This is a genomic window from Microbacterium sp. NPDC058345 (assembly GCF_042723855.1).
GTDB lineage: Bacteria > Actinomycetota > Actinomycetes > Actinomycetales > Microbacteriaceae > Microbacterium.
Genome location: NZ_JBHXIG010000001.1, coordinates 527,106 through 552,163, shown reverse-complemented (window position 1 = coordinate 552,163; position 25,058 = coordinate 527,106). Strand labels below are relative to the sequence as shown.

Below are 25,058 nucleotides of genomic sequence, written 5' to 3'. Positions count from 1 at the left end.
CGTCAGCGCCTGCCCGCCTTGCGCCGGAACAGCCAGGCGCCCCACGCCACGGCGACCCCGAGGATCAGCACGCACCAGATGATGGCCCACACCGGCTGCGATCCGATCGGCGTGCCCATCAGCAGCGCGCGGATGGTCTCGACGATGGGAGTGATGGGCTGGTGCTCCGCGACCGGCTGCAGCCAGCCCGGCATGCTCGCGACCGGCACGAACGCGCTGGAGAGGTACGGCAGGAACAGCAGGACGAAGCCGTAGCCGTTCGCGCCCTCCGGCGATCCGGCGGCGAGCCCGATCGCGGCGAACAGATACGTGATCGCCAGGATGTACAGCGCGATGAGCGCGGCCATCAGTACCCATTCGCCGAACGTCGCCGTCGGCCGGAAGCCGACGAGCACGCCGACGCCGATCACGATCGCGGTGGCGACGAGATTGCGGATGAGGCTCGCCACGACGTGCCCGGTCAGCACGGCGCCCGCACGCAGCGGCATGGTGCGGAAGCGGTCGATGATGCCGGTGCGCATGTCGTTGGCGACGTAGACGGCGGTGGAGGCCGCGCCGAAGCCGGCGCAGGTGAGGATGATGCCGGGCACCACGTAGTCGACGTAAGCGCCGGACGGGTCGATCGCCCCGCCGAAGACCCAGGTGAACATGAGCATGAGCATCACGGGCAGCATGATCGCCATGAGCAGCGACTCGCCGTCGCGGATCGAATGCCGCATGCTGCGGCCGATGAAGACGAGCTCTGCCGTGGCGCCGCGCAGGCGCGGACGAGGGGAGGGGGTGGAGAGCGCCGTCGGCACGGCGGTCATGGTGGTCATGCGGACTCCTTCGTGGATGCGGCGCCGACGAGATCGTCGGTGTGCCGGCGGTCGGATGCGGTGAGCGCGAGGAAGACATCGTCGAGCGTGGGGCGGTGCAGTGTGACCGTTCCCTCGGCGCCCCGCTCGTCGAGCTGGTCGAGAGCGCGGCGCAGGCCGGAGACGGTGCCGTCGGTCGGGATGCGCTGCAGCAGCGCCCCCCGCTGGTCGTGCAACTGCACGGTGTCGCCGCCGACGTGGGACTTCAGCTCCGAGGCGGAGCCCATCGCGGCGATGCGGCCGTCGTGCAGCACGGCGATGCGATCGGCCAGCTGGTCGGCCTCCTCGAGGTACTGCGTGGTGAGGAAGACCGTCGTACCGGCATCCGCGATCGACCGGATGAGCTCCCACAGATCGCGGCGGCTGCGGGTGTCGAGGCCGGTCGTGGGTTCGTCGAGGTACAGCACCTCGGGTGTGACGACGAAGCTGAGCGCCAGATCGAGTCGCCGGCGCATCCCCCCGGAGTACGTGCGGACGATGCGCGACGCGGCGTCGGTGAGAGCGAATCGCTCGATGAGCTCGGATGCACGGTGCCGGGCAGCGCGGGGGCTGAGCCCGGAGAGCCGCGCGAACATGACCACGTTCTCGGTGGCGGTCAAGGCGTCGTCGACGGCGGCTGATTGGCCGGTGAGGCTGATCCGCTGCTGTACCTGGACGGGGTGAGTGCGCACGTCGAAGCCGGCCACGATCACCGTGCCGGCGTCGGCGCGCGTGAGCGTGGTGAGGATGTTGATGATCGTGGTCTTTCCCGCCCCGTTCGGGCCGAGCAGCGCGAACACCTCGCCGCGGGCGACACTGAGATCCACTCCGTCGATCACGGTGCGATCACCGAAGCGCTTGCGAAGGCCCCTGACGTCGATGGCGACTGCGGTCATGAGCGTGACTCCTTTCTGTGAAGGTCATAAACTGTGTACGTACGAAACTGCTGTGTATGACCATAACACACTGTTTAAGTAATAAACAGAAGTAGGATGGGCGCCATGGCTGACGAGGAACTTCCCGAGCTCCCCAGGGGCATCGCGCTGGCGTGGGGCGTCGCCGCGAATCCACAGCGCGGGCCGAAGCGCGAGATGAGCGTGGAGCGGATCGTCGACACCGCCGTCGAGCTCGCCGACGCGGAAGGGATCGGCGCGGTCTCGATGGCCGCTGTCGCGGCCAGGCTCGGCTTCACGCCGATGTCGCTGTACCGCTACGTCAGCGCGAAGGACGACCTTCTGCTGCTCATGCAGGAGCAGGCGACCGGTGTGCCGCCGGAGGAGCACCGCGAGCACGAGGGCTGGCGTGCCAGGCTTCGCGCGCTCTTCGAGGCGCAGGTGCTCATCTACCTGCGGCATCCGTGGATCCTGTCGCTGCCCATCACGGGGTCGCCGATCACGCCGAACAGCTCGGCGTGGATCGATGCCGGCCTCGAGGCGCTCGCCGCGACGCCGCTCAGCGAGACCGAGCGTCTGGCAGTCGCGCTCGCGATGACCGGGCATGCCCGTTGGTACGGGATGGTGCTGGCCGGCTACGACGAGCAGGCGCGAACGAACGACCTGACGGCGGACGAGGTGTCGGCTCGCGAGGCGGCCCTGTTCGACCGCGTGATCACGGCCGCGGAGTTCCCGCACCTGCGCGCGGCGGTCGACGCGGGGGTCTTCACCGCCCCGGACGACCCGTTCCGCTTCGCGATGGAGCGCCTGCTGGACGGCGTCGGCATGTACATCGAGGCGGTGGCGCAGGGCGCCGCGCACGCGACGGCGCAGGACTGGGTGTCCCTCGACCCGGCGGAGCTGACCGGAGACAAGAAGTACCGCGAGGCGCAGAAGGGCGTGCGAGAGGCGGAGAAGGCCCTGCGCGACGCGCGCAAGATCGAGCGGCAGGCGCGCAGAGACGCCCTGGAGCGGGCGGCGCGCGGCCGCCGCGATTCCTGACCGGTCGAACGGACGGCATTCGGCCGAGATCGCTCGCCGAAGTCACAGCACTCACACACGTCACAGCGGTTTACAGGCGTCGCACGTACCCCATAGAGTGTGCATCAGCAGAAAGGGGTACGGGGGATGCCCGATGTCCAAGATGTTCGATTCCTGACGGTGGCAGAGGTGGCCGAGCTGATGCGCGTGTCCAAGATGACCGTGTATCGACTCGTGCACTCCGGGGATCTGCCCGCCATCCGCTTCGGGCGCAGCTATCGCGTGCCCGAGTCCGCCGTGACCCAGGCGCTGCAGCGTCCGATCGCCGACGCCGGCTGACGCCGGCACCGCGGCCCGCTGGTCCGGGGACGCTCCGCGGGTTTGCTAGAATCATCCGAGGCATTTTCCGTGCCCGTACCCGGGTGTCCGATCGCGTGGCATCCAGCCCCTGACTTAGTGAGGTTTCCGTGGGTTCTGTCATCAAGAAGCGCCGCAAGCGCATGGCGAAGAAGAAGCACCGCAAGCTGCTTCGCAAGACTCGCCACCAGCGCCGCAACAAGAAGTAAGCGGCACGACACCGAGCGCCTGTCTCCGGACGGGCGCTTTGTGTCTGCGCGCGCCGAGAAAGCCGAGGAGGACATCATGAAGTCGATCACCGTCGAGCAGCTCGCCGGACGCTCCGGTGTGCCGCTCATCGACGTGCGCGAGCGCGACGAATTCGCGGCCGGACACGTGCCCGGCGCCGTCAACCTGCCGCTGTCCGAACTCGGCGACCGGCTGGGCGAGCTGCCCGCCGAGGCCTTCGACGTGATCTGCCAGGTCGGCGGTCGTTCCGCGCGCGCCGTGCAGGCGCTCGAGGCCCGCGGCTACGACGCCACGAACGTCGAAGGGGGCACGGGCGAGTGGGTCTCCCAGGGCCGCCCGGTGGCGCAGTGACCACCAGGCTCACCCTGATCGGCAAGCCCGACTGTCATCTCTGCGACGTGGCGTCCGAGGTGGTGGATGCGGTCATCGCCGAGCTTCCGGATGCGGCGGCCGAGAGCATCGAGGTCGTCGAGAAGTCCATCGCCGACGATCCCGCGCTGTACGCACTCTGGTGGGAGAAGATCCCGGTCGTGCTGATCGACGGAGAGCTTCACGCGCACTGGCGCGTCTCACCCGAGCGCCTGCGATCCGCCCTCGAGAAGGCGACCCGATGAGCATCCGTCACGTGGTGATGTGGAAGATGAACGGAGCGGATGCCGCCGAGCGCTCCGCTCAGGCCGATGAGGTCGCCGCCCGGCTGAACGCCCTCGACGGTGTGGTGCCCACACTCCGCTCGATCTCCGTCGGCGCCGAAGCCGTTTATCCCGGCGCGAACTGGGATGCCGTGCTCGTCGCCGAGTTCGACTCCGTCGCCGACCTCGAGGCCTACCAGGTGCACCCCGCGCACGAAGAGGTGGTGGCGTACGTGCGCTCGGTCGCCGCCGCTCGCGCCGCGGTCGACGTCGAGTTCTGACCCCGCGACTTGCAACCCAACCGTGACCCTGCAAGGGCCGGCGGTTCGTCGCATCCTGCCGCGTCGTGTCAAGATGATCTCCAACCCGTACCCGGCCGAAAGCCTCGTCCCACAGGAGTGACCATGAACAGCCGTCGTCCTCTTCTCTTCGGCGCCGCGATCGCGGCGACCGCCGTCCTCGCACTCACCGGATGCGCCAGTGGGGGCAACGATGCAGGTGGCGACGGCGGACAGGGCGGTGGCGACGCCGGACCCGACTACGGGCTGGTCACCGACGGTACGCTGACCATCTGCTCCGAGGTCCCCTACGTTCCCTTCGAGATGGAGGGAGGCGACAACGGCACCGGGTACACCGGATTCGACATCGAGCTGACCTTCGCGATCGCCGAGAAGCTCGGCCTCAAGCTCGCGGTGCAGGACGTCAGCTTCGACGGCCTGCAGTCCGGCACCACACTGATCGCGGGCACCTGCGACATGGGCGCCTCGGCCATGACGATCACCGAGGAGCGCAAGGCGAACATCGACTTCTCCGACCCGTACTACGACTCGCTGCAGTCGCTGCTGACCAGCGTCGACTCGGGCATCACGAGCATCGACGACCTCGCAGGCAAGAACGTCGGCGTGCAGCAGGGCACCACGGGCGAGAGCTATGCCACGGAGAACGCCGAAGGGGCGACGCTCGTGCAGTACCCCGGGGATGCGGAGCTGTGGCCGGCGCTGCAGGCCGGGCAGATCGACGCGATCCTTCAGGATCAGCCGGTCAACATCGAGCACGAGAAGGCCGACGAGAACTACAAGATCGTCGAGGAGTACGACACCGAGGAGTCCTATGGATTCGCCTTCGCCAAGGGTGAGAAGCAGGAGCTGCGTGAGGCCGTGAACAAGGCGCTCCAGGAACTGCGCGACAGCGGCGACTACGACACCATCTACGACACCTACTTCGCGGCGAAGTAAGGGTCGGAAGAAGACCGGGAGTCCGTGCCGATGGCATTGAAGCGGAGGACCAGGAGCAGGCTGTACCGGTACTCGATGTACGGGGCGTTCCTCGTGCTGGTGGTGCTGGTCGCGCTGCTGACGGACTGGGCGAAGATCGGAAAGCAGTTCTTCAACCTCGAGGTCGCGGCGAAGCTCTTCCCGGACATCATCCTCGTCGCGTTGCGGAACACGGTTCTCTTCACCCTGATCGCCTTCGCCGGCGGTCTGCTGCTCGGGATCGTGTTCGCGCTGATGAAGCTGTCGATCATCGCGCCGTTCCGCTGGTTCGCGACCGTGTGGATCGAGCTGTTCCGCGGTCTGCCGGCCCTGCTGACGATCTTCGCGATGGCCTTCATCCTGCCGATCGCGTTCGGCATCAAGCCGCCGGGAGGTCCGGTCGGCGCGGGGCTCATCGGACTCATCCTCGTCGCCTCCGCGTACATGGCGGAGGTGATCCGCTCCGGCATCCAGGCGGTGCCCAAGGGGCAGACCGAGGCATCGCGGTCGCTGGGCATGTCGCCGATGAAGACGATGTTCTGGATCGTGCTGCCGCAGGGCTTCCGCATCGTCATCCCCCCGCTGACCAACGAGTTCGTGCTGCTGCTGAAGGACACCTCGCTGCTCTTCATCGCGGGCACCTTCATCTGGTCGAAGGAGCTCACCAGCTTCGCGCGAGACGCCAACACGCTCTATGCGAACGCGACGCCGCTGATCATGGCGGCCCTGTTGTACCTGATCGTGACGATCCCGCTCACGCGCTTCACCGCGTGGCTGGAGCGACGGATGGCGAGGGAACGATGACCACCGAGATGATCGACGTGCACGCCCCGGCCATTGACGTGCAGGGGCTGGTCAAGAGCTTCGGCGACAACGAGGTGCTCAAGGGCATCGATCTCACGGTCTCGGCGGGAGAGGTGGTCTGCATCATCGGCCCGTCGGGCTCGGGGAAGTCGACGCTGCTGCGTTCGGTGAACCTCCTCGAGGAGCCCACCGGAGGGCGCATCCTCATCGAGGGCATCGACATCACCGATGAGGAGACCGACATCGACCGAGTGCGCCAGCGCATCGGCATGGTGTTCCAGAGCTTCAACCTGTTCCCGCACATGACGGCGCTGGGCAACCTCACCATCGCGCAGCGGCGGGTCAAGAAGCGCTCGCAGGACGAGGCGGAACGGGTCGCGCGCGAGATGCTCGACCGCGTGGGTCTGTCGGAGAAGGCGGACGCCTACCCGAGTCACCTGTCGGGCGGTCAGCAGCAGCGCGTGGCGATCGCACGCGCGCTGTGCATGAACCCCGACATGATGCTCTTCGACGAGCCGACCTCGGCGCTCGACCCCGAGCTCGTGGGCGAGGTGCTGCAGGTGATGCGTGAGCTGGCCGATGAGGGCATGACCATGCTCGTCGTCACGCACGAGATGGGCTTCGCCCGTGAGGTCGGGTCGCGCCTGATCTTCATGGACGGCGGGCACATCCTCGAACAGGGCGACCCGCGCGAGGTGCTCGCGAGCCCGCAGCATCCGCGCACGCAGGACTTCCTCTCGCGCGTGCTCTGATCACGGCCCCAGCCCTCGCCTGCGCCCACCCCGCCGATCGTGCGGGATGATGGAGACGATGGACATCGGAGCGATCGTCGGGCTGGAGCAGCTCACCTGGGGCACGCTCGTCCTCATCGTCGTCGCCGCCTTCGGCGCGGGCTGGATCGACGCGGTCGTCGGCGGCGGAGGACTGCTGCAACTGCCCGCCCTGCTCCTCATCCCGGGCATCGCGCCCGTGCAGGCACTGGCCACCAACAAGCTGGCGTCGGTGTTCGGCACGGCGACCAGCAGCGTCACGTACTACCGCCGCGCGAAGCCGGATCTTCGCACCGCCCTGCCGATGGCGCTCGTCGCACTCGCGGGCTCCTTCGCGGGCGCCGCCGTGGCGACACTGCTGCCCGCCGCCGTCTTCAAGCCGATCATCGTCATCGCGCTGATCGCCGTCGCGTTCTTCACCGTGTTCCGGCCGGCGATGGGAGCGGTGACGAGACTGCGGTTCGACGGACGCCGGCATCACATCGCCGCCGGATCGGCGGGCCTGATCATCGGGTTCTACGACGGTCTGATCGGACCCGGCACCGGCACCTTCCTGGTGATCACCCTGGTGGCGCTGCTGGGCTACGACTTCCTGCAGTCCAGCGCCAAGGCGAAGATCGTGAACTTCGCCACGAACGCCGGTGCGCTGCTGCTGTTCATCCCGCACGGTTCCGTGCTCTGGCTGCTGGGCGGCATCCTCGCCGTCGCCAACGTCGCCGGCAGCTACCTGGGCTCGCGCATGGCGATCTCCCGCGGCGCGGCGTTCATCCGCGTGGTGTTCCTCGTCGTCGTGGTCGTGCTCATCGGCAAGCTCGGCGTCGACGTGTGGAACGAGAACATCGTCCCCGCGCTGGCCGGCTGACATCACCGAGAACGTCCGCGTAGCATCCGGAGCGTCGAGGCCCCGCCGACCGTCGAGGCCCCCTCTGAGCTGCGCCCACCAGAGGGGCGCGGATGCTCACAGGGGGCCTCGGCGAGGGGATATCAGACTTCGACGACCTCGGGCTCGGCGTCGACGCCGGCCTCGGCGCGCTGCGCCGGGGTGATCGGCGCGGGCGCCTCGGTGAGCGGGTCGAAGCCACCGCCGGACTTCGGGAACGCGATCACCTCTCGGATCGACTCCGTCTTGGTCAGATGCTGCATGACGCGGTCCATGCCGAGCGCGATCCCGCCGTGCGGGGGAGCGCCGAACCTGAACGCGTCCAGCAGGAAGCCGAACTTCTCGTCCGCATCCTCATCGGTGATGCCCATCACGTTGAACACGCGCTTCTGCACCTCTTCGCGGTGGATGCGGATCGAACCGCCACCCAGCTCGGAGCCGTTGCAGACGATGTCGTACGCGTACGCGAGGGCGGATGCCGGGTCGGTGTCGAAGGTGTCCTCGAACTCGGGCTTCGGACCGGTGAAGGCGTGGTGCACGGCGGTCCAGGCGCCGGCGCCGACGGCCACGTCGCCCGACGCCACGGCATCGGATGCGGGTTCGAACATCGGGGCGTCGACGACCCAGGTGAACGCGAACACGTTCGGGTCGAGCAGGTCCAGGCGGCGGCCGATTTCGACGCGCGCGGCACCGAGCAGTGCCCGGCTGGCCTTGGTCTCGCCGGCGGCGAAGAAGGCGCAGTCGCCGGGCTTCGCACCCACGAGCTCGGCGAGGCCCGCCTGCTCCGCCTCGGACAGGTTCTTCGCAACGGGACCGCCCAGCGTGCCGTCCTCGTTGAAGAGCACGTACGCGAGGCCCCGTGCGCCGCGCTGCTTCGCCCAGTCCTGCCAGGCGTCCAGCGTCTTGCGCGGCTGCGAAGCGCCGCCGGGCATGAGCACCGCACCCACGTACTCCGACTGGAACACCCGGAACGGGGTGTCCGTGAAGTAGTCGGTCGCCTCGACGAGTTCCAGACCGAAGCGCAGATCCGGCTTGTCGGAGCCGTACTTGGCCATCGCGTCGGCGTAGGTCATCCGGGGCAGCGGAGTCTGCACCTCCACGTCGATCGTCTTCCACATCGCGACGACGAGCGACTCCATCATCTCGATGACGTCCTCCTGGTCGACGAAGCTCATCTCGATGTCGAGCTGCGTGAACTCCGGCTGACGGTCGGCACGGAAGTCCTCGTCGCGGTAGCAGCGCGCGATCTGGAAGTACTTCTCCACGCCGCCGACCATGAGCAGCTGCTTGAACAGCTGCGGCGACTGCGGCAGCGCGTACCAGCTGCCGGGGTGCAGGCGCGCCGGCACCAGGAAGTCGCGGGCGCCCTCGGGCGTCGACCGCGTCAGCGTCGGGGTCTCGACCTCGACGAAGTCACGGCGGTGCAGCTCGTCGCGGATCGCCTTGTACACGTCGGAGCGCAGGCGCATCGCCGCCGCGGGCGCGGGACGGCGCAGGTCGAGGTAGCGATGCTTCAGGCGCACCTCCTCGCCGATCGGGTCGCTCTCGGCCAGTCCGCTGGAGACCTGAAAGGGCAGCGGCGCCGACTCGTTCAGCACCACGACATCGGCCGCGATCAGCTCGATCTCGCCGGTCGGCAGGTTCGGGTTCTCGTTGCCGGCGGGGCGGCGTGAGACCTCACCGGTCACCTGCAGCACGAACTCGCTGCGCAGCGGATGGGCCACCTCTTCGTCGCGGATGACGACCTGGGCGATGCCCGACGCATCGCGAAGATCGATGAACGCGACGCCTCCGTGATCGCGGCGACGATCGACCCAGCCCGAGAGGGTGACGGTCTGACCGATGTGCTCGGCTCGCAGCGAGCCTGCCGTGTGTGTGCGAAGCACGGAGGATTCCTTCTGATCGGGAAACGGTGAACTCAGCCAGTCTACGGGCCGGGCTCGCACGCCGATCCGGGCGGGGACGGCCCGGTCGTCGCGCAACCGGGCCGTCGTATCGATGCGGATGCCGCCGGGCGGGCACGCGGCGCTCGATAGACTCGCTCGCATGCCCGCATCCCGCCTGCATCTCGTGCGCCATGGTGAAGTGCACAACCCGCATCGGGTGCTCTACGGTCGGCTGCCCGACTACCACCTCAGCGACGCCGGCCGAGAGATGGCGGCGGCCGCGGCACGGCACGTGCTCGCCCTCGACCGCCCGGTGACGGAGCTGCGCTGCTCGCCGCTGGAGCGCACGCAGGAGTCCGCGGAGCCGTTCACCGAGCTGTTCGGCCTCACCGCGATGCTCGACGAGCGCATCATCGAGCCGACCAACGTCTTCGAGGGCACCCGGATGCGGCGCGCACTGCGCGACCCGCGCAACTGGCGCCACCTGCGCCGCCCGTCACTGCCGAGCTGGGGCGAGCCGTACGTCTCGGTGGCGGAGCGCATGCGGTCTGCCATGGACGAGCGCTGGGACGCCGCGGATGACGGCGACATCGTCTTCGTCTCGCACCAGTCGCCGATCTGGATCACCCACCTGTCGGTCGCGGGTCTCCCGCTGCGGCACGATCCGCGCACCCGCCGCTGCTCGCTGTCGAGCGTGACGTCGTTCGAGCGCGCCGGTGACGTGTGGCGCGAGGTGGACTACGCCGAACCGGCCTCCGTGGGAATCGACCTCGGAGCGGTCTGAGCGGACTCAGCGCGACAGCTCCTGCACGACGGTCGCCGCAGCGACCATGCCGGCCGCGGCCGCGACGGCGACCGACGCCATGACGCCGGGCATGCTTGCGCGGTGCGCGAGGTCGCCCGCTGCCCAGACGCCCGACAGTGAGGTGCGCCCGAAGTCGTCGATCTCGATCGCGCCGCTGGGAAGCATGGCCAGCCCGAGCTGCTCGGCGAACGGCGCACGCTGACGGGCCGTTCCCGATGCGACGAACAGCCCGGCGACATCCACCGGCAACCCCGCGTCGACCCGGACGCCGTCGTCGGCGGCCGCCACTGAGGCGACGGGCGCGGAATGCATGTCCGCGCCGAGCGCCTCGAGCGTGGCGCGTTCGTCATCGTTCAGACGTCCCTCGTCGAACACGGTGATGCCGCTCACGATCGGCGTCAGCAGCCGCACCACGTGTTCGGCGCGTGCGCCGTCGGCGATGAGCCCGATGCGGCGCCCGGCGAACTCGTGGCCGTCGCAGAAGGGGCAGCTGAACGCGCGCAGCCCCCAGAGGTCGGCAAGGCCGGGGACGGCCGGCAGATCGTCTGCCATCCCGGTGGCCAGCAGCAGACGGGTGGATGCCTCGACGGACCCGTCCGCGAGATGGACCTCGAAGCCGTCGGCCGAGGGCGAGACGCGCACGACGGAACCCCGGCGGTACTCGACGGTGTCGTACGCGTCGAGCTGCCTTCGCGCCAGCTCGCGGAACGCCGACGGCGCCGTGCCGTCGTTGGCGATCACGTTGTGCATGTGCTGCACCGGGCCGTTGCGGTACTCGCCGGAGTCGATGAGGAGTGCACGGCGGTGCATCCGGCCGATGGTCAGGGCGGCCTGCAGTCCTGCGGGGCCGGCACCGATGATGATGAGGTCGGGCATTCTGTCCTCCTGGAGGCGTCGGGCTTGCGTTTCGCATCAGTCTGTGACTTCATGTCAACATGAAGTCAAGCCCTTCGAATCGCTGGTCCGTCGGAGACGTTGCGAGCCGCTTCGCGCTTGCCACCAACGTGCTGCGGCACTGGGAGTCCGTGGGACTGCTGTCACCGCAGCGCGACGCCGCTGGACGTCGCCGCTACGGGGAGGACGACGTGGTCAGGGTTGCGGTGATCCTGCGCAGCAAGGCATCGGGAATGAGCCTCGATCAGATCGCGCATCTGCTCGAGCGCGACATGGCCGGCCGGCACGAGGTGTTGCAGGCGCACCTCGACGATCTCGACCGGCGCATGGCGGAGATGCAGCACTCGAAGGCGATGACCGAGCACGCCCTGCGATGCTCCGCGCACGACATCTCGACCTGCCCGCGCTTCCGCGCCGAGGTGATCGACGTGCTCGACGGATTCCCCGCACCCGGCACCGAGCACTCGCACGGGCTCGCGCCGGCGCACGGGCTCGCGCCGGCGCACGGGCTCGCGCCGGCGAACGCGCTCCGCATGAACTGAGATGAGCCGAGGGAGAGGGCGCGCCCCGTCCGGCTCACCCATAGGAACCCGTGCATACACTGACATCGTGCCTCTCGCGTCGACGACTCGGTCTGTCCGCAGCGGGCGCCCTTCCCGCAGCAGCCGTTCCCGGCGCGTCGCCGGAGCAGCGCTCGCCGCGATGCTCGCCGTCGGTCTGAGCGCGTGCGCTCCCGATCCGGCGACCGAGGCGTTCCTGAACGGCGATGAGAAGGCCTACACGGCCGACGACTTCCGGGTCGTGGAGATCCCTGCGGCAAAGCGCGGTGAGCCCGTCGCCTTCGGCGGTGTCACCGAGAACGGCGAGCAGTTCTCCAGCGACGAGCTCAGCGGTCAGGTCGCGGTGGTCAACTTCTGGTACGCCGGCTGCGGGCCGTGCCGGGCCGAGGCGAAGGATCTCGAGGCGGTCTGGCAGAAGCATCAGCCCGATGACGTGCAGTTCATCGGCGTGAACATCTACGACCAGGCCGACACCGCCAAGGCGTTCGCCGACACGTACGGCATCACCTACCCGAGCCTCATGGACGCCGACACCGGCGAGGCGAAACTGGCCTTCGCCAAGGTCACCCCGATCCAGGCCCCGCCCACGACGCTCGTGCTCGACAAGCAGGGTCGCGTCGCGGCGCGCATCATCGGCCCGATCGACGGCACGTCGATCCTGTCGACCCTCATCCAGACCGCACTCGCGGAGAAGGCGTGAACCCCGAGGCGGTCATCGGCGCCGGGGCCCTGTGGGCCGCGATCCCGCTGGCCATGCTCGCGGGTCTGGTGTCGTTCCTCTCGCCGTGCATCCTGCCCCTCGTTCCCGGATACCTCGGATTCATCGGCGGAGCGGCGGGCGTGAATTCGTCGGCAGGTGCGGGCTCAGGGGCAGCAGCAGGGTCCGCGTTCGGCGCGACCGCCACGCGGGTCGCGACGAAGCGGCGGTTGCTGCTCGGCGTGCTGCTGTTCATCGCGGGCTTCACGGTGGTCTTCGTCGGCATCACCGCCCTCAGCGGCACGGTCGGCGTGTTCGTGCTGCAGTGGTCCGAGCTGATCACCCGCATCCTCGGGCTGGTCATCATCGCGATGGGCTTCGTCTTCCTCGGATTCTTCGGCTTCGCGCAGCGTGAGATGCGCCTGAACGTGAACTCCACCACCGGGCTGATCGGCGCCCCGCTGCTGGGCGTCGCGCTCGGTCTGGGCTGGGCGCCGTGCATGGGCCCCACGCTCACCGCGATCGTCGCGTTGTCGTTCAATGCGGGAGCTCCCGGCCGGGCGGCGCTGCTCGGTGTGGCGTACTCGCTGGGCCTCGGCATCCCCTTCCTGCTGGTCGCCCTCGGCTTCGGCTGGGCGACGCGGGCGGTCGGGTTCCTGCGACGCCACATCCGCGCGATCAACATCGCCGGCGGCATCCTGCTGATCGCACTCGGGGTGCTGATGGTGACCGGAATCTGGACCGAGATCATGTCGAGACTGACGGCGGTGATGAGCAGTGTCATCCTCCCGATCTGACCGGCCGACGACGCCCGAGGGCGGCTTCACGGCTGACGGCACGTCGACGGCATCCGACCCGCTGCGGCCCTCCGACCACATCGACTCGGTCGACGTGGGCGACGACGCGATCACCCAGCCCCGGCTGGGTCTCGTCGGCTGGCTGCGCTGGGGTTGGCGCCAGCTGACCTCCATGCGGGTCGCCCTGGTGCTGCTGCTGATCCTCGCGATCGCCGCCATCCCGGGTTCGATCTTCCCGCAGCGCACGGCGGATCCGAACGGCGTGGTGCAGTACAAGGCCGACAACCCCGAGCTGTTCCCGATCCTCGACAAGCTGAGCATGTTCGACGTCTACCTGTCGCCATGGTTCTCGGCCATCTACCTGCTGCTGTTCGTGTCGCTGATCGGCTGCATCATCCCGCGCATCAAGCACCACCTCAAGGCACTGCGCGCGCAGCCGCCGCGCACGCCGGCGCGGCTCGCGCGGCTCGAGGATCACCGGGAGGCGCTGCGCGAGGGATCGGATGCGGATGCCGCGCGGGCGGTCGACGTCGCCGAGAAGCAGCTCAGGGCGCTCGGCTACCGGGTGGCCCGTTACGACGGCGGCACCGGCCGCAACGCTCGCGTCTGGTCTGTCTCGGCCGAGCGCGGCTACGGGCGCGAGACCGGCAACCTGCTGTTCCACATCGCGCTGGTCGGCGTGCTCGTCGCCGTCGGCGTCGGAGGCGGCTTCGCCTACACCGGGCAGAAGGTCGTGGTCGAGGGCACGTCATTCGTCAACACGCTGCTCGACTACAACTCGATCAACCGCGGGCGCTTCGTGCCCGACGACGCCCTCCAGCCCTACGCGCTCACGCTCGACTCGTTCGACATCACCTACGAGGATTTCGGCACCCCGGGCGCGGGCCAGGCGGGCAACTTCAAGGCCAATCTCGACGTGCGCGAGGCCGACGGGTCGACGCGCAAGGGCTCGGTCGAGGTGAACCACCCGCTCAGCATCGGCGGCGACAAGGTCTATCTACTCGGCAACGGGTACGCCCCCACCATCACGGTGCGCAACGCCGAGGGCACCGTGCTGCTCAGCCAGCCGGTGGAGTTCCTGCCGCAGGACAGCAACATGAGCTCGCTCGGCGTCGTGAAGATCCCCGACGGCATGCCCGAGCAGCTGGGACTGATCGGCTTCTTCTACCCGACAGCCGTCAAGCTCGACACCGGCGCCTTCGCCTCGGCGCACGGCGCGGTCAACATCCCGCTGCTCAGCCTCGACGTGTACCAGGGCGACCTGGGCATCGACGACGGCACGCCCCGCTCGGTCTACACACTCGACACCGAGGACATGACCAAGCTGGCCGGCCGCGGCACCGACGTCGAATCGATCCAACTGCAGCCGGGTGAGACCGCCGACCTGCCGAACGGCTTGGGCACCGTGACCTTCGAGAACGAGTCGCCCGCGGGTGCCACCGACTTCACGCAGTCGGTGAAGCGGTACGTGTCGCTGCAGATCCACCACGACGACTCCGCGCCCTGGGTGCTCGCCTTCGCCCTGCTCGCCCTGACGGGCCTCGGCCTCGCCCTGTTCGTGCCCCGTCGTCGCCTGTGGGTCAAGGCCACCGCATCCGACGACGGCATCCGGCTGGAGTACGCCGGACTCGCCCGCGGCGAGGACCCGACCCTTGCCGCCGCCGTGGACGATCTCGTCCGCGGACACGAAAGACTGCTCGACGACGCCTCGCCGCGTCGCGAGTCCGCTGTGATGGGAGCCTGACATGACCTCGCTCGACGACCTGTCCATCCTGCTGCTGTGGACCGCGATCGCGATCTACGCGGGGGCGTTCGTCGTCTACGCCTTCGACCTGGCCCGCCGCTCGTCGGCGATGGAGGTGACCGCCGACGCCCGTGTTCTCGTGGCGGCCGGCTCCGCCGGAGGAGGGGATGCCGACGCATCATCCGCCTCGACGCCGCGGACGCCGGCGAAACCGCGCTTCGTGCTTGCCCGCGTCGGCACCGCGCTGACCGTGCTGGGCTGGCTGTTCCATCTCGGCGCCACCCTGACGCGCGGCATCGCCGCCGGGCGCGTGCCGTGGGCGAACCTGTACGAGTTCGCCATGATCGGCACGCTGCTGATCGTGCTGGTGTACCTGGTGGTGCTGACGCGGATCGATCTGCGCTACCTGGGCACGTTCATCACCGGACTCGTCGTGGTGCTGCTCGGCGCCGCCGCCGCGAACTTCTACGTGATCGTCACGCCGCTGGTCGACCCGCTGAAGTCGGTGTGGCTGATCATCCACGTGTTCGTCGCGTCGCTGTCGACAGCACTGCTCGCCCTGGCCTTCGCGCTGTCGGTGATGCAGCTGCTGCAGACGCGCCGGGAGCGTCGCATCGCCGAGGATGCCGCGAAGCCCGGCCCGCGGTTCCTCGCCACGCTGCCTGACGCGACCCGCCTCGAGAACCTCGCCTACCGGTTCGCCGTGGTCGGCTTCATCTTCTGGACCTTCACGCTCATCGCCGGCGCGATCTGGGCGCAGGACGCCTGGGGCCGCTACTGGGGCTTCGACGTGAAGGAGACCTGGACGTTCATCATCTGGGTGCTCTACGCCGGCTACATCCACGCTCGCGCGACCCGCGGCTGGCGCGGCACGCCCTCGGCGTGGCTGTCGATCACCGGCTTCACCGCCGTGATCTTCAACTTCGCCATCGTGAACGTCTTCTTCAAGGGCCTGCACGCGTATTCCGGGCTCAGCTGAGCGCGGCTGCGCGCCGGCCTAGCTGAGCGCGGCTGCGCTCCACGCGCACGCCGAGAGGTCAGAAAAGCGCGTCATCCGGCCTGAGAAGCAGCAGCTTTCGACTTCTCAGCGTCCGAAGGCGATGACCTCGCGGTGCTCGACGCCGTCGACGTACGTGACGAACTCGGCCTCGGCGATCGTCTCGGCCGGCGGAGCGCCGTCATCGCGGCGCGTCGCACGGGCGAGGTCTTCCCACGCGTCGGGTGCGAGCGTCTTGGCGTACACGGTCGAGAGGTGGAAGATCCAGTCGTCGAGCGGCAGCTCGCCGATGCGGCGCAGGTCGGTGCGGTCCAACGCCTCGGTCAGCGAGGCGTAGGCGTGCAGCAGTGATGGCGTGCGCCCCAGCCGGGCGATGACGATCTGCCACGGGGCGGGGAAGGAGTCGACCGCCTCGAACACGATGTCGATCGGATGCTGCGCCGCGGCCCACTCGTGTACCACGGCCCGCACCTCATCGACCCGCTGCGGCTCGTAGAGGCCTCGCAGCGTGACGTGGGCCGCGCCCGGGTAGCGCACACGGTCGCCGAGGCACTGCCGCGCGGCATCCTGCACCAGGTCGAACTCGCGCATCACCGCACCCGTCGGGCGCAGCACCAGGTACTGCTGCCCTTCGAGGTCTCGCAGCTGTCCGGGGTCGGTCATGAAGTCGCGCGGCATGCGACGACGCTACCCGGTTCGCACCCCGCGCCATTCCGTATGACACGGCATGGAAGAAGCCGGATGCCGGTCACGAGGCCAGCATGACCGGCATCCGGCTTCCTTCGCGGGCGGATGCTACGCGGCGGCGAGCACCGCCTTCGCGCTGGTCGTGCGGCGGGTGGCGACGGCGAGCGTCGCCGCGCCGAGTGACAGCACGCCCCACACGATCAGCCCGGCGACCGCCGCGCCGCTCGGCGCGATCAGGCCGCTGAGCGCGGGAGCGGTGGGCATCGCGGCGCCGAGGCCGGCGAGCCAGCCGGGAATCGTCGAGATGAGGCCGGTCGCGATGGCGACGACACCGACCAGGGCACTGATCCACCGGCCGATGCCGCCGCCGAGCACCGCCACCAAGGCCTGATTGACCGCGGCGAAAGCGACGCCCGCGAGCACCGCCAGACCGGCGAAGCCCCACCAGGTCTCGGCGTCGTAGCCGGCGACGATCTGCACGATGAGCGAGACCAGGACGCCCTGGCCCGCACCCAGGGCGGCAGCCGGCCAGAAGCCGCGCAGCACCATGCCGATCGACGAACGGCGCGAGGTGAGGGTGCTGCCGGGCACCGCCCGCAGGGCGATGAACGAGGCCAGCGCCCCGAGCCACAGCACGACCGCCGTGAGCAGCGGAATCGCCGTCGGCCCGAACATGTTCGAGCTCGCGCCCTCGGCCTTGACCGGGTCGGCGATGACCGACGCCAGCGAGGTGGACTGCTCGTCGTCGAACGAGGGCAGTGAGGTGGCAGCGGTCTCGAGCCCGTCGGCGAGGTCGCCCGTTCCGTCGGCGAGCGTGTCGAGCCCATCGGCGAGCTCACCGGCACCGTCGCCGAGAGCGGTGACGCCGTCGTCGAGCTGGGTGGCTCCGGTCGCGAGGCCTCGGGCTCCCGTGGCCGACTGCGTGACGCCGTCCGCGAGCTGGCCGAGTCCGTCGCCGAGCTGCGACGCCGCCGAGCCGGCGGTGCGCAGCTGGCTGGCGATCGCCTTCGGCGCTGCAGTGCTCAGCTGACGGAGGCCGTCCGCGGTGCCGGCAGCAGCCTGAGCGGCCGGCGCCGCGTACTGCGCTGCGGAGGCTGCCGCCTGCGCGGCCTGCGCCGACGGTTCGACGAGACCGTTCGCCGTCGCCGCCGCCTGGCCGAGCTGGGTGCAGAGATCGGGCGTGACCGCCGGGTCGCACTGCGCGTTCAGTGCGGAAAGCTGCTGCGCCAATCCGCCGACGCCCTGCTGCACGCCGGCGGTGGCCAGCTTGGCTCCGTCAGCGGCCTGCTGCACCCCGGCGGTCGCCTGCTCGGCGCCGCCCGCCGCCTCGAGCAGCGGCGCGGGAACGATTCCCTCGCGTTCGAGAGCAGCGGCCCCCGAGGTGAGTCCCTGACCGAGTCGAGTGGCGCCAGTACCGGCGTCCCCCGTTCCTGCTGCAATGGTGTCGAGGCCTCCGGCGAGCTGCCCGGCGCCGCGGGAAAGCTCTCCCGCACCGTCCGCGAGCTTGGTGGCGCCGTCGGGGATGGCAGCGGCCCCGTCGGCGGCATCCTGCGCGCCGTCGGCCAGCTGGGACGCCCCGTCGGCGGCGTCGCCGATCTGATCGCCGATCGTGGCGAAGCCGACGAGCACGTTGCCCACGGTCGCCTCGCTGAGCATGGTGCCCATGGTCGATGCCGCCACCGAGGCGATCTGCTGGGTGATGAGATCGTCCGCTACGCGCCCGTCGGGCGGCGTGGTGACGGTGATCTCGGCCTGCTGGGCGGTGGCATCGCCGTCCTGCAGCGCGGTGCCCGATGAGGTCGCGTCGGCCGAGAACGACGTCGGGATGGTGACGACGGCCTGGTACGTGCCGTCGGCCAGCCCCTCGGCGGCGTCGTCCTCGTTCGAGATGACCCAGGTGAGGTTGGAGTCGAACTCGTCGGAGCCCTCGACCAGGCCCGCGGCGAGCTGACGACCGAGCGGCGTGTACTGGTCGTCGATGGTCACGGGCTTGTCGAGGTTGACGACCGCCGCCGTCATCGCGTCCAGTCGCTCGGTGGGGTTCTGCAGCGCCGCGACGAGGATGCCGCCGATCACCGCCGGCAGCAACAGGACGCCGAGGATCGTCAGCCACGTGACGGGCCGGCGGGAGCGCGCGCGTTCGATGTGAAGGGTCATGCGTTCACCTCGGTCGTGTCGGAGGGAAGGTCGGTGTGCCGAGACCCCGCGTTGTCGTCGATACCCCGCGCTGCGGACGTCGACACGTGGGGGTCTGGGCGGTAGGTGGGGGTGTCGGCGGAGGCCGGGGGCTCGCGGAGGTCGACGACGGATGCCGCCGGCCGGCCGGTGTCGGCCAGCAGGGTGCGGGCGGATGCGGCATCCACGGCGGTGGCGAGCACCGCGACCTGTGGTGCGGCATCGCGCAGCCGGGCCGTGAGCTGGTCGCGCTCGGCGGCGGTGAGCCGGTCGACGCCGTCGAGCACGATCAGGCTGGGGCGCCCGCGCAGCGCCTCGGCCAGCTGTGCCGCGATGTCCGGCTCGGCGAGCAGGACGACGCCGACGTGCGCGCGCACCCAGGCCGCTCGTCCTGGGAGCAGGTGGCCTGCGACGCGGAGCCTCCCGGCATCCGGCTGCACTCGGCCTCCGACAACGAGCGCGAGTGCGCGGAGAGCATGCGACGGGGCGCCGGTGACGATGACGGTGCCGCCGGGCGCCAGTCGCAGGTGCGCGCCGGTGATGCCGGCGGCCTCCAGGGTCAGATCGTCGGCCGCGACCACGCTGTCATCACCCGGCCACGCGGCCAGGGCGCGTTCCCGCTCGACGGCCTCGCCCTCGATGTCGACGTGGGGCAGGATGCGCTCGAGCCAGCGCGGGATGCGCCAGGCGCGGTCGCCGAGGATGGCCATCACCGCCGGGATCAGCGTCATCCGCACCAGGAACGCATCGATCGCGATGCCGGCCGCGAGACCGAGCGCGATCGGCTTGAGCGACGAGTCGCCCTCGGGCACGAACGCCACGAACACGGCGAACATGATGAGCGCCGCGGCGGTGACGACTCGCGCGGTGCCGGAGAAGCCGGTGCGCACGGCACGGATCGCGGCCTCACGGCGCGTCGCCGGGTCGCGCCGCTCCGGGTCGTGCACGAAGTCCTCGCGCATGCGCGACACCAGGAAGACCTGGTAGTCCATGGCGAGTCCGAACAGCACGCCCATCAGCACGATCGGCATGAAGCTGATGATCGGGCCGGTGCGCGCGACGTGCAGCGCATCGGCGAACCAGCCCCACTCGAACACCGCCGCCACGACGCCGAAGGCGGCCACGATCGACAGCAGATATCCGGCGGCGGCGGTGATCGGCACCCAGATCGAACGGAACACGACGGCGAGCAGAATCAGCGACAGGCCGATGACGAACACGCCGAAGGGCAGCAGCGCGGCTCCGAGCTGGTCGGAGATGTCGATCGCGACGGCGGTGAAGCCGGTGACCTTCAGATCGATGCCGTACTCGTCGAGCCACTCGTCGTGATGCTCGCGCAGCTCGCGCACGAGATCGGAGGTGGCCGGGTCGTCGGGGGCGGTCTCGGGGATGATCTGCACGATCCCCGTGTCGGCGGTCTCATTGGGGACGGCGAGGGCGACCTCGCGCACGCCGGGCAGCTGCTCGACCTCGTCGCCGAGGTCCTGCATGAGGTTCAGCGGATCGGTGGAGGTGACGATGGTGCCGGTGAGGATGAGGGGACCGTTGAAGCCGGGCCCGAACTCCTCAGCGGTGAGGTCGTAGCTGTGCCGCGCCTCGGAGTCCTCGGGCAGCACACCCGCGTTGGGCAGAGCCAGGTTGAGGCTGAGCGCGGGCACGGCGACGATGCCGAGGCCCAGCACGATCGCGACGGTGACGAGCACGGGGCGCCGGGTGACGCCGGTGACCCACCGCACCGCGAAGCCGCGCCGGGGTGCCGCATCCGCCTTCGTGCTCTGCTTGCGCGGCTTGCCCGCCACGCGTCCCTTCATGAAGCCGAGGAACGCCGGGGTGAGCGTCACGGCGATCGCCACGGCGATCGCGACGGCCACGGAGGCGGCGATGCCCATGGTGGTGAGGAACGGGATGCCGGCGAAACCGAGCCCGATCAGTGCGATCAGCACCGTGACACCCGCGAACACCACGGCCGAGCCGGCGGTTCCCACCGAGCGCGCGGCCGACTCCTCGGGATCGACGCCCGCGCGCACCTGATCCTGGTGCCGGGCGACGATGAACAGGGCGTAGTCGATGCCGACCGCGAGACCGAGCATGAGCGCGAGCAGCGGCGTCGTCGACGACACCGTGGCGAAGGCGGTGGCGGCGAAGATGCCGGCCATCGAGATGCCGACGCCGAGGACGGCCGTGAGCAGGGGAAGGCCCGCGACGACGAAGGAGCGGAAGGTGACGATCAGCACGAGCAGCGCGACGACCAGGCCGACAGCCTCGGTGAGGGTGACGGTCGGGATCGACGTCGCGAACAGGTCGCCGCCCAGAGCGACCTGCGAACCGGAGGGCAGCGCGCCGGTCAGCGCGTCGACGACGCTCTGCAGCTCGTCCTTCGCCTCATCCGAGACATCGGTGGACTGTCCCTCGAACTGCAGCCGTGCGATCGCCGCCGTGTGCTCGTCGTTGATCATGCCGTCGATGTTCTCGTCGTACGGCGAGGTCGCGGCGAGCACGCCATCGGTGCGCGCCAGCTCGTCGACGGCATCCTCGATCTCGTCGCGGTAGGCGGCGTCGGTGATGTCGTCGCCCTCGGCCGCGACGACGATGAACTGCGCGTTCGTGCCGCTCACCTGCGGGAAGGTGCGCTCGAGCTGTTCGAGTCCCGCCTGCGACTCGGTGCCGGGGATCGAGAACGTGTTGTCCGTTCCGGAGCCCAGAACCAGGGCGCCCGTCCCGGCGATGCCGAGCACGATCAGCCAGCTGACGAGCACGCGCCAGGGGTGCCGGAACGACCAGCGTCCGAGTGACGACAGGAAAGTGGACACAGGATCCTCCGAGACGACAGACGGGAGAATGGATACAGATATGTATCCGATACACCTGTGTATCCTACGGTGAGTCGGCGACACGAAACTGTGCGCCGCGTGTGAAGGTGAGCCCATGACGATCCCCACGACGAAGCGACGCGAGAACACCCGCGCTCGCCTTCTCGACGCCGCCGCTCAGCTGTTCGCCGAGATCGGGCTCGAGGGGGCCAGCGTCGAGGCGATCTGCGAGCGAGCAGGGTTCACCCGGGGTGCGTTCTACTCCAACTTCGAGAGCAAGGATGAGCTGTTCCTGCAGCTCGCGTCGGCCGTCGCCGAGCAGCGGCTGGCGACGGTGCGCAGCCGCATCGACGACTTCGTCGCCTCGGGTGTGCTGGCCGGCGACGCCGACCCGATCGAACTCGTGCAGCGGATCATGGACTCGGGCATCGACGATCGCGTCGGGGTGCTGATGATGAGCGAGATCCGCATCCATGCGCTGCGGGATGAGAGCTTCGGCGCCGCGTACCGGGCACAGGACGAGGCGATGATCGCCAGCATCGAGGAGATCATCCAGGGCATCGTCGATTCCGGGCTGTTCACCCTGCGCATCGGGGTACCGCAGGCCGCCCAGATGCTCATGGTGCAGTGGGAGGGCTGCATGGCGCGGGCCGCGGTCTCGGGTTATGACGGCGAGCGGCTGCACCGTGCCGGCGCCGAGGCTCTGGGGCAGCTGGTCGAACTCATCATCGCGCCCGCAGGGCGCTGATCGGCGCGAGACGGCGAAAGACGTCTCAGCTCACGGATGCCGCCAGCAGCGCGTGGCAGCGCTCCAGCCGCGCCAGCCACCAGTCGCGACGCTCGGCAGGCGCGGCGAGCCGGTCGAGCGCCGCGGCATCCGGCGTCACTCGTGCCGTCGAGACCGAGCCGCCCACCGGGCGGGCATCGGCCACGTCATCGGCGAAGAGCGACGCGGTACCGAGGCCGCAGTCGTAGTCGAGCGCGGGCAGGGATGCGGCGAGCGCGGCGCCCTGCGCGAGCCCGACCGCGGTGTCGAGCGCACTCGAGACGACCGCGGGGAGTCCGGCGTCGGCGACGATCGTCAGTGCGTGACGGATGCCGCCCAGCGGCTGTGCCTTGATGACCAGCAGGTCCGCCGCCCCGGCACGGGCCACCGCCAGCGGATCGGCGGCCTTGCGCACGCTCTCGTCGGCGGCCACCGGAATGCCCATGTGCTTCACGCGCCTGCGCAGCTCGGCGAGCTCCGGCACGCTCGTGCAGGGCTGCTCGACGTACTCGAGATCGAATTCGGCGAGCGCATGCACGGCGTGCTCGGCCTCGTCGACGTTCCAGCCGCCGTTGGCGTCGATGCGGATGCGGCCCTCCGGCCCCATCGCCTCGCGCACCGCGCGCACGCGGGCCACGTCGTCGGCCAGCACCTGGCCGCGCTCGGCGACCTTGACCTTGGCGGTGCGGCATCCGTCATACCGCGCGAGCAGCGCGGGAACGTCTCGGTCGGCGATCGCCGGAACGGTGGCGTTCACCGGGATGCGATCCCGCAGCGGCGCGGGCTGCGCGCTCCAGGCGAAGTCGATCGCGGCGACCAGCCAGGTCGCGGCCTCGTCGTCGTCGTACTCGGTGAAGGGCGAGAACTCCGCCCACCCGTGCGGACCTTCGAACAGCAGCGCTTCGCGCACGTCCACACCGCGGAAGCGGGTGCGCAGCGGCAGTGCGACCACACGGGCCGTCGCGAGCAGATCGGCGAGAACGGGGGTCATGCGTCCATCATGCCCCGGTGTCGTCGCTGCCGCGGAAGAATGCAGGACGGATGCCGTTCTGAAGGATGACTCCGGCAGGATCATCCTTCAGAAGTGCGATCGTCCTTCACCGTGACGGTGTGCGCTTCTGCAGCTCGCCGAGCCGGCCCGTCGTCTCGAATCCCAGGCGGACGTTGACGGCGAGCATGTGCGTGTTGGACTCGGCGTTGTAGGTGTAGATCCGGGGCGTCTCGGGGGAGTGCCGCTGCAGCATCCGCAGGTTCTCGAGCTTCACGCGCAGGCCGAGCCGGTGGCCGCGGTCCTCACGGCGCACGAGCGTTCCCCACTGGTAGGCGTTCCCGTCGTCGCCGGACACCACGATCTGCGTGTAGGCGGCGATGCGTCCGTCGGGTGCCAGCGCGACCGTGCCGTACGACGTGCGGCCCTGTCGCGCTTGGAGCGCCTCGTCCGCCCGGTAGTCGGCGACGTCCGCCGAGGACGCCTCGATGTCGAGGTCGCCGGTGGGTGCCTCGGTGTCGAGCAGTGCATCCAGCGCCGCCCACTCGGCGACGAACTGCTGCGGAACCGCCCCGACCCAACTGCGGATCCGGTACCCGTCCGCCGGCGCCTCGGCGAGCATCGTGTCGATGAGCAACTGGTCCACGGGCAGCGTCAGCCGGTTCTGCAGGTCGCCGACCGCGAGTTCGTACCCGTGGCGGCGGGCGAACTCGCGGCCCGGCTCGCCCGCTCCGTCGGCCGGCGCCGACGCCGGCCACGCCGTCTCGGCGCGCAGGGTGCGGCGCCCGGCGGCGAGGGCTTCGGCCTCGATGTGCGCGAGAAGCGCTGATCCGACCCCGCGGCGGCGGTGTTCGACGGGTACCGTGACGCCGACCATGCCGGAGTGCCGGTTGTCCTTCAGGGGAAGGGCCAGTGAGCCCGAGCCGAGCACCGCGCCGTCGTGGGAGGCCACGTAGGCGCGCCGCTCGGTGACCGCCGAAGCCTGCTGCAGCTCGGCGCGCGCCTCCCCGCGTGACCAGATGAGGGCGTTCTCGCCCATATCGGCGCGCTTCGCCGCGGCGTAGGCGTCCCACCAGGCATCGACCGCCCGGTCATCGGAGGGGTCGACGCGGAGGATCTCGATCGGCATGCTCTCATCCTGCCCTCTGATCGGGTTTCTCCACCTCCTTGCGCGACCCGACAATGTGTCATTGACAATGGTGTGCGACACACATTATGCTGATGAACATGGACGGCACCGAGTGGGACAGCACCGAGTTCGACGGACACCTGCAGGAGCTCAGGCGCGGCACCATCGTGCTCGCCAGCCTGCAGCTGCTGCGCACCCCCGGCTACGGGTACGGCCTGCTCGAGCAGCTGGCCGCGGCAGGTTTTCCAACCGACGCCAACACGCTGTACCCCCTGCTGCGCCGGCTCGAGAAGCAGGGATACCTCGACAGCGAGTGGAACACCGACGAAGCGCGCCCGCGCAAGTTCTACCGCACCTCCGAGGCGGGCATCCGCCTCGCGACGACCTTGACCCAGGAGGTCGCAGCGATCGCCGCCGCGACCGCCGCTCTCCGTGAACAGGAGCAGTGAG

27 protein-coding genes are annotated in these 25,058 nt (G+C 69.7%); 18 read left to right on the top strand and 9 right to left on the bottom strand.

Annotation, left to right across the window (positions count from 1 at the left end; genetic code table 11):
* Positions 1–2 precede the first annotated feature (2 nt).
* Together ACFWH5_RS02720 and ACFWH5_RS02715 are read right to left on the bottom strand one after the other, a co-directional pair.
* A complete protein-coding gene (locus tag ACFWH5_RS02720) occupies positions 3–818 on the bottom strand; it encodes an ABC transporter permease (RefSeq protein ID WP_378831471.1) in 816 nt (271 codons plus the stop codon).
* Complete coding sequence (locus tag ACFWH5_RS02715; RefSeq protein WP_378831468.1) at positions 815–1,732, bottom strand: ATP-binding cassette domain-containing protein; 918 nt, start codon at positions 1,730–1,732, stop codon at positions 815–817. The genes ACFWH5_RS02720 and ACFWH5_RS02715 overlap by 4 nt, the downstream gene beginning before the upstream one ends.
* A gap of 105 nt (positions 1,733–1,837) precedes the next feature.
* Between ACFWH5_RS02715 and ACFWH5_RS02710 the strand changes: the two genes are divergently transcribed.
* The 10 genes from ACFWH5_RS02710 (at position 1,838) to ACFWH5_RS02665 (ending at position 7,655) form a co-directional block, all read left to right on the top strand.
* On the top strand, positions 1,838–2,770 hold the full coding sequence (locus ACFWH5_RS02710) for a TetR/AcrR family transcriptional regulator (RefSeq protein WP_378831466.1): 933 nt from the start codon (positions 1,838–1,840) through the stop codon (positions 2,768–2,770).
* A gap of 126 nt (positions 2,771–2,896) precedes the next feature.
* Positions 2,897–3,088 (top strand): helix-turn-helix domain-containing protein, encoded by a 192-nt coding sequence (locus ACFWH5_RS02705; RefSeq protein ID WP_378831464.1) that lies wholly within the window; start codon positions 2,897–2,899, stop codon positions 3,086–3,088.
* Between the two features lie 128 nt (positions 3,089–3,216).
* Positions 3,217–3,315, top strand: a complete 99-nt coding sequence (locus tag ACFWH5_RS02700) for a 30S ribosomal protein bS22 (RefSeq protein ID WP_003792170.1) — start codon at positions 3,217–3,219, stop codon at positions 3,313–3,315.
* Between the two features lie 76 nt (positions 3,316–3,391).
* A complete protein-coding gene (locus ACFWH5_RS02695) occupies positions 3,392–3,685 on the top strand; it encodes a rhodanese-like domain-containing protein (protein ID WP_378831462.1) in 294 nt (97 codons plus the stop codon).
* Positions 3,682–3,948, top strand: coding sequence for a glutaredoxin family protein (locus tag ACFWH5_RS02690; protein ID WP_378831460.1), 267 nt, complete (start codon positions 3,682–3,684; stop codon positions 3,946–3,948). Before ACFWH5_RS02695 ends, ACFWH5_RS02690 begins: the two co-directional genes overlap by 4 nt.
* Positions 3,945–4,247, top strand: a complete 303-nt coding sequence (locus ACFWH5_RS02685) for a Dabb family protein (protein WP_378831457.1) — start codon at positions 3,945–3,947, stop codon at positions 4,245–4,247. Before ACFWH5_RS02690 ends, ACFWH5_RS02685 begins: the two co-directional genes overlap by 4 nt.
* A 123-nt stretch (positions 4,248–4,370) precedes the next feature.
* The gene (locus ACFWH5_RS02680; RefSeq protein WP_378831455.1) at positions 4,371–5,201 is read left to right on the top strand and encodes an ABC transporter substrate-binding protein; all 831 of its coding nucleotides are present in this window, start codon (positions 4,371–4,373) and stop codon (positions 5,199–5,201) included.
* A 30-nt stretch (positions 5,202–5,231) separates the two neighbouring features.
* Entirely contained in the window at positions 5,232–6,023 is a 792-nt protein-coding gene (locus tag ACFWH5_RS02675; protein ID WP_378831453.1) for an amino acid ABC transporter permease, read from the top strand.
* Positions 6,020–6,775 carry an amino acid ABC transporter ATP-binding protein gene (locus ACFWH5_RS02670; RefSeq protein WP_378831451.1) on the top strand — a complete coding sequence of 252 codons (756 nt, stop codon included), beginning with the start codon at positions 6,020–6,022 and terminating at the stop codon, positions 6,773–6,775. The genes ACFWH5_RS02675 and ACFWH5_RS02670 overlap by 4 nt, the downstream gene beginning before the upstream one ends.
* A gap of 58 nt (positions 6,776–6,833) precedes the next feature.
* Positions 6,834–7,655, top strand: coding sequence for a sulfite exporter TauE/SafE family protein (locus ACFWH5_RS02665; RefSeq protein WP_378831449.1), 822 nt, complete (start codon positions 6,834–6,836; stop codon positions 7,653–7,655).
* Between the two features lie 122 nt (positions 7,656–7,777).
* Here ACFWH5_RS02665 and aspS read toward each other — a convergent pair whose 3' ends face one another.
* Positions 7,778–9,559: an aspartate--tRNA ligase gene (aspS, locus tag ACFWH5_RS02660; protein ID WP_378831447.1), complete on the bottom strand. Its 1,782-nt coding sequence runs from the start codon at positions 9,557–9,559 to the stop codon at positions 7,778–7,780.
* Positions 9,560–9,719: 160 nt separating this feature from the next.
* Between aspS and ACFWH5_RS02655 the strand changes: the two genes are divergently transcribed.
* Positions 9,720–10,343, top strand: coding sequence for a histidine phosphatase family protein (locus tag ACFWH5_RS02655; RefSeq protein ID WP_378831444.1), 624 nt, complete (start codon positions 9,720–9,722; stop codon positions 10,341–10,343).
* A 6-nt stretch (positions 10,344–10,349) separates the two neighbouring features.
* Here the strand turns inward: ACFWH5_RS02655 and ACFWH5_RS02650 are convergent, their stop codons facing one another.
* On the bottom strand, positions 10,350–11,240 hold the full coding sequence (locus ACFWH5_RS02650; RefSeq protein ID WP_378831442.1) for an NAD(P)/FAD-dependent oxidoreductase: 891 nt from the start codon (positions 11,238–11,240) through the stop codon (positions 10,350–10,352).
* 59 nt (positions 11,241–11,299) lie between these two features.
* Between ACFWH5_RS02650 and ACFWH5_RS02645 the strand changes: the two genes are divergently transcribed.
* The 5 genes from ACFWH5_RS02645 (at position 11,300) to ccsB (ending at position 16,035) form a co-directional block, all read left to right on the top strand.
* Positions 11,300–11,800 carry a MerR family transcriptional regulator gene (locus tag ACFWH5_RS02645; protein WP_378831439.1) on the top strand — a complete coding sequence of 167 codons (501 nt, stop codon included), beginning with the start codon at positions 11,300–11,302 and terminating at the stop codon, positions 11,798–11,800.
* A gap of 67 nt (positions 11,801–11,867) precedes the next feature.
* Positions 11,868–12,518: a TlpA family protein disulfide reductase gene (locus ACFWH5_RS02640; RefSeq protein WP_378831437.1), complete on the top strand. Its 651-nt coding sequence runs from the start codon at positions 11,868–11,870 to the stop codon at positions 12,516–12,518.
* Positions 12,515–13,312, top strand: coding sequence for a cytochrome c biogenesis CcdA family protein (locus ACFWH5_RS02635; RefSeq protein ID WP_378831434.1), 798 nt, complete (start codon positions 12,515–12,517; stop codon positions 13,310–13,312). The genes ACFWH5_RS02640 and ACFWH5_RS02635 overlap by 4 nt, the downstream gene beginning before the upstream one ends.
* Positions 13,293–15,056, top strand: a complete 1,764-nt coding sequence (locus tag ACFWH5_RS02630) for a cytochrome c biogenesis protein ResB (protein WP_378831432.1) — start codon at positions 13,293–13,295, stop codon at positions 15,054–15,056. The genes ACFWH5_RS02635 and ACFWH5_RS02630 overlap by 20 nt, the downstream gene beginning before the upstream one ends.
* A 1-nt stretch (position 15,057) precedes the next feature.
* Complete coding sequence (ccsB, locus tag ACFWH5_RS02625; protein WP_378831429.1) at positions 15,058–16,035, top strand: c-type cytochrome biogenesis protein CcsB; 978 nt, start codon at positions 15,058–15,060, stop codon at positions 16,033–16,035.
* 105 nt (positions 16,036–16,140) lie between these two features.
* On the opposite strand, the gene ACFWH5_RS02620 is transcribed toward ccsB, so the two are convergent.
* The 3 genes from ACFWH5_RS02620 to ACFWH5_RS02610 form a co-directional block, all read right to left on the bottom strand.
* Positions 16,141–16,731, bottom strand: coding sequence for a 2'-5' RNA ligase family protein (locus tag ACFWH5_RS02620; protein WP_378831427.1), 591 nt, complete (start codon positions 16,729–16,731; stop codon positions 16,141–16,143).
* 117 nt (positions 16,732–16,848) lie between these two features.
* Entirely contained in the window at positions 16,849–18,897 is a 2,049-nt protein-coding gene (locus tag ACFWH5_RS02615; protein ID WP_378831425.1) for a YhgE/Pip domain-containing protein, read from the bottom strand.
* On the bottom strand, positions 18,894–21,725 hold the full coding sequence (locus tag ACFWH5_RS02610) for an efflux RND transporter permease subunit (protein ID WP_378831423.1): 2,832 nt from the start codon (positions 21,723–21,725) through the stop codon (positions 18,894–18,896). The genes ACFWH5_RS02615 and ACFWH5_RS02610 overlap by 4 nt, the downstream gene beginning before the upstream one ends.
* Positions 21,726–21,840: 115 nt before the next feature.
* Here ACFWH5_RS02610 and ACFWH5_RS02605 point away from each other — a divergent pair, with 115 nt between their 5' ends.
* The gene (locus ACFWH5_RS02605) at positions 21,841–22,473 is read left to right on the top strand and encodes a TetR/AcrR family transcriptional regulator (RefSeq protein WP_378831421.1); all 633 of its coding nucleotides are present in this window, start codon (positions 21,841–21,843) and stop codon (positions 22,471–22,473) included.
* A 25-nt stretch (positions 22,474–22,498) separates the two neighbouring features.
* Here ACFWH5_RS02605 and ACFWH5_RS02600 read toward each other — a convergent pair whose 3' ends face one another.
* Together ACFWH5_RS02600 and ACFWH5_RS02595 are read right to left on the bottom strand one after the other, a co-directional pair.
* Positions 22,499–23,482: an o-succinylbenzoate synthase gene (locus ACFWH5_RS02600; RefSeq protein WP_378831419.1), complete on the bottom strand. Its 984-nt coding sequence runs from the start codon at positions 23,480–23,482 to the stop codon at positions 22,499–22,501.
* A gap of 106 nt (positions 23,483–23,588) precedes the next feature.
* On the bottom strand, positions 23,589–24,608 hold the full coding sequence (locus ACFWH5_RS02595) for a GNAT family N-acetyltransferase (protein WP_378831417.1): 1,020 nt from the start codon (positions 24,606–24,608) through the stop codon (positions 23,589–23,591).
* 98 nt (positions 24,609–24,706) lie between these two features.
* On the opposite strand from ACFWH5_RS02595, the gene ACFWH5_RS02590 reads away from it, so the two are divergent.
* Positions 24,707–25,057, top strand: coding sequence for a PadR family transcriptional regulator (locus ACFWH5_RS02590; RefSeq protein ID WP_378831414.1), 351 nt, complete (start codon positions 24,707–24,709; stop codon positions 25,055–25,057).
* Position 25,058 lies beyond the last annotated feature (1 nt).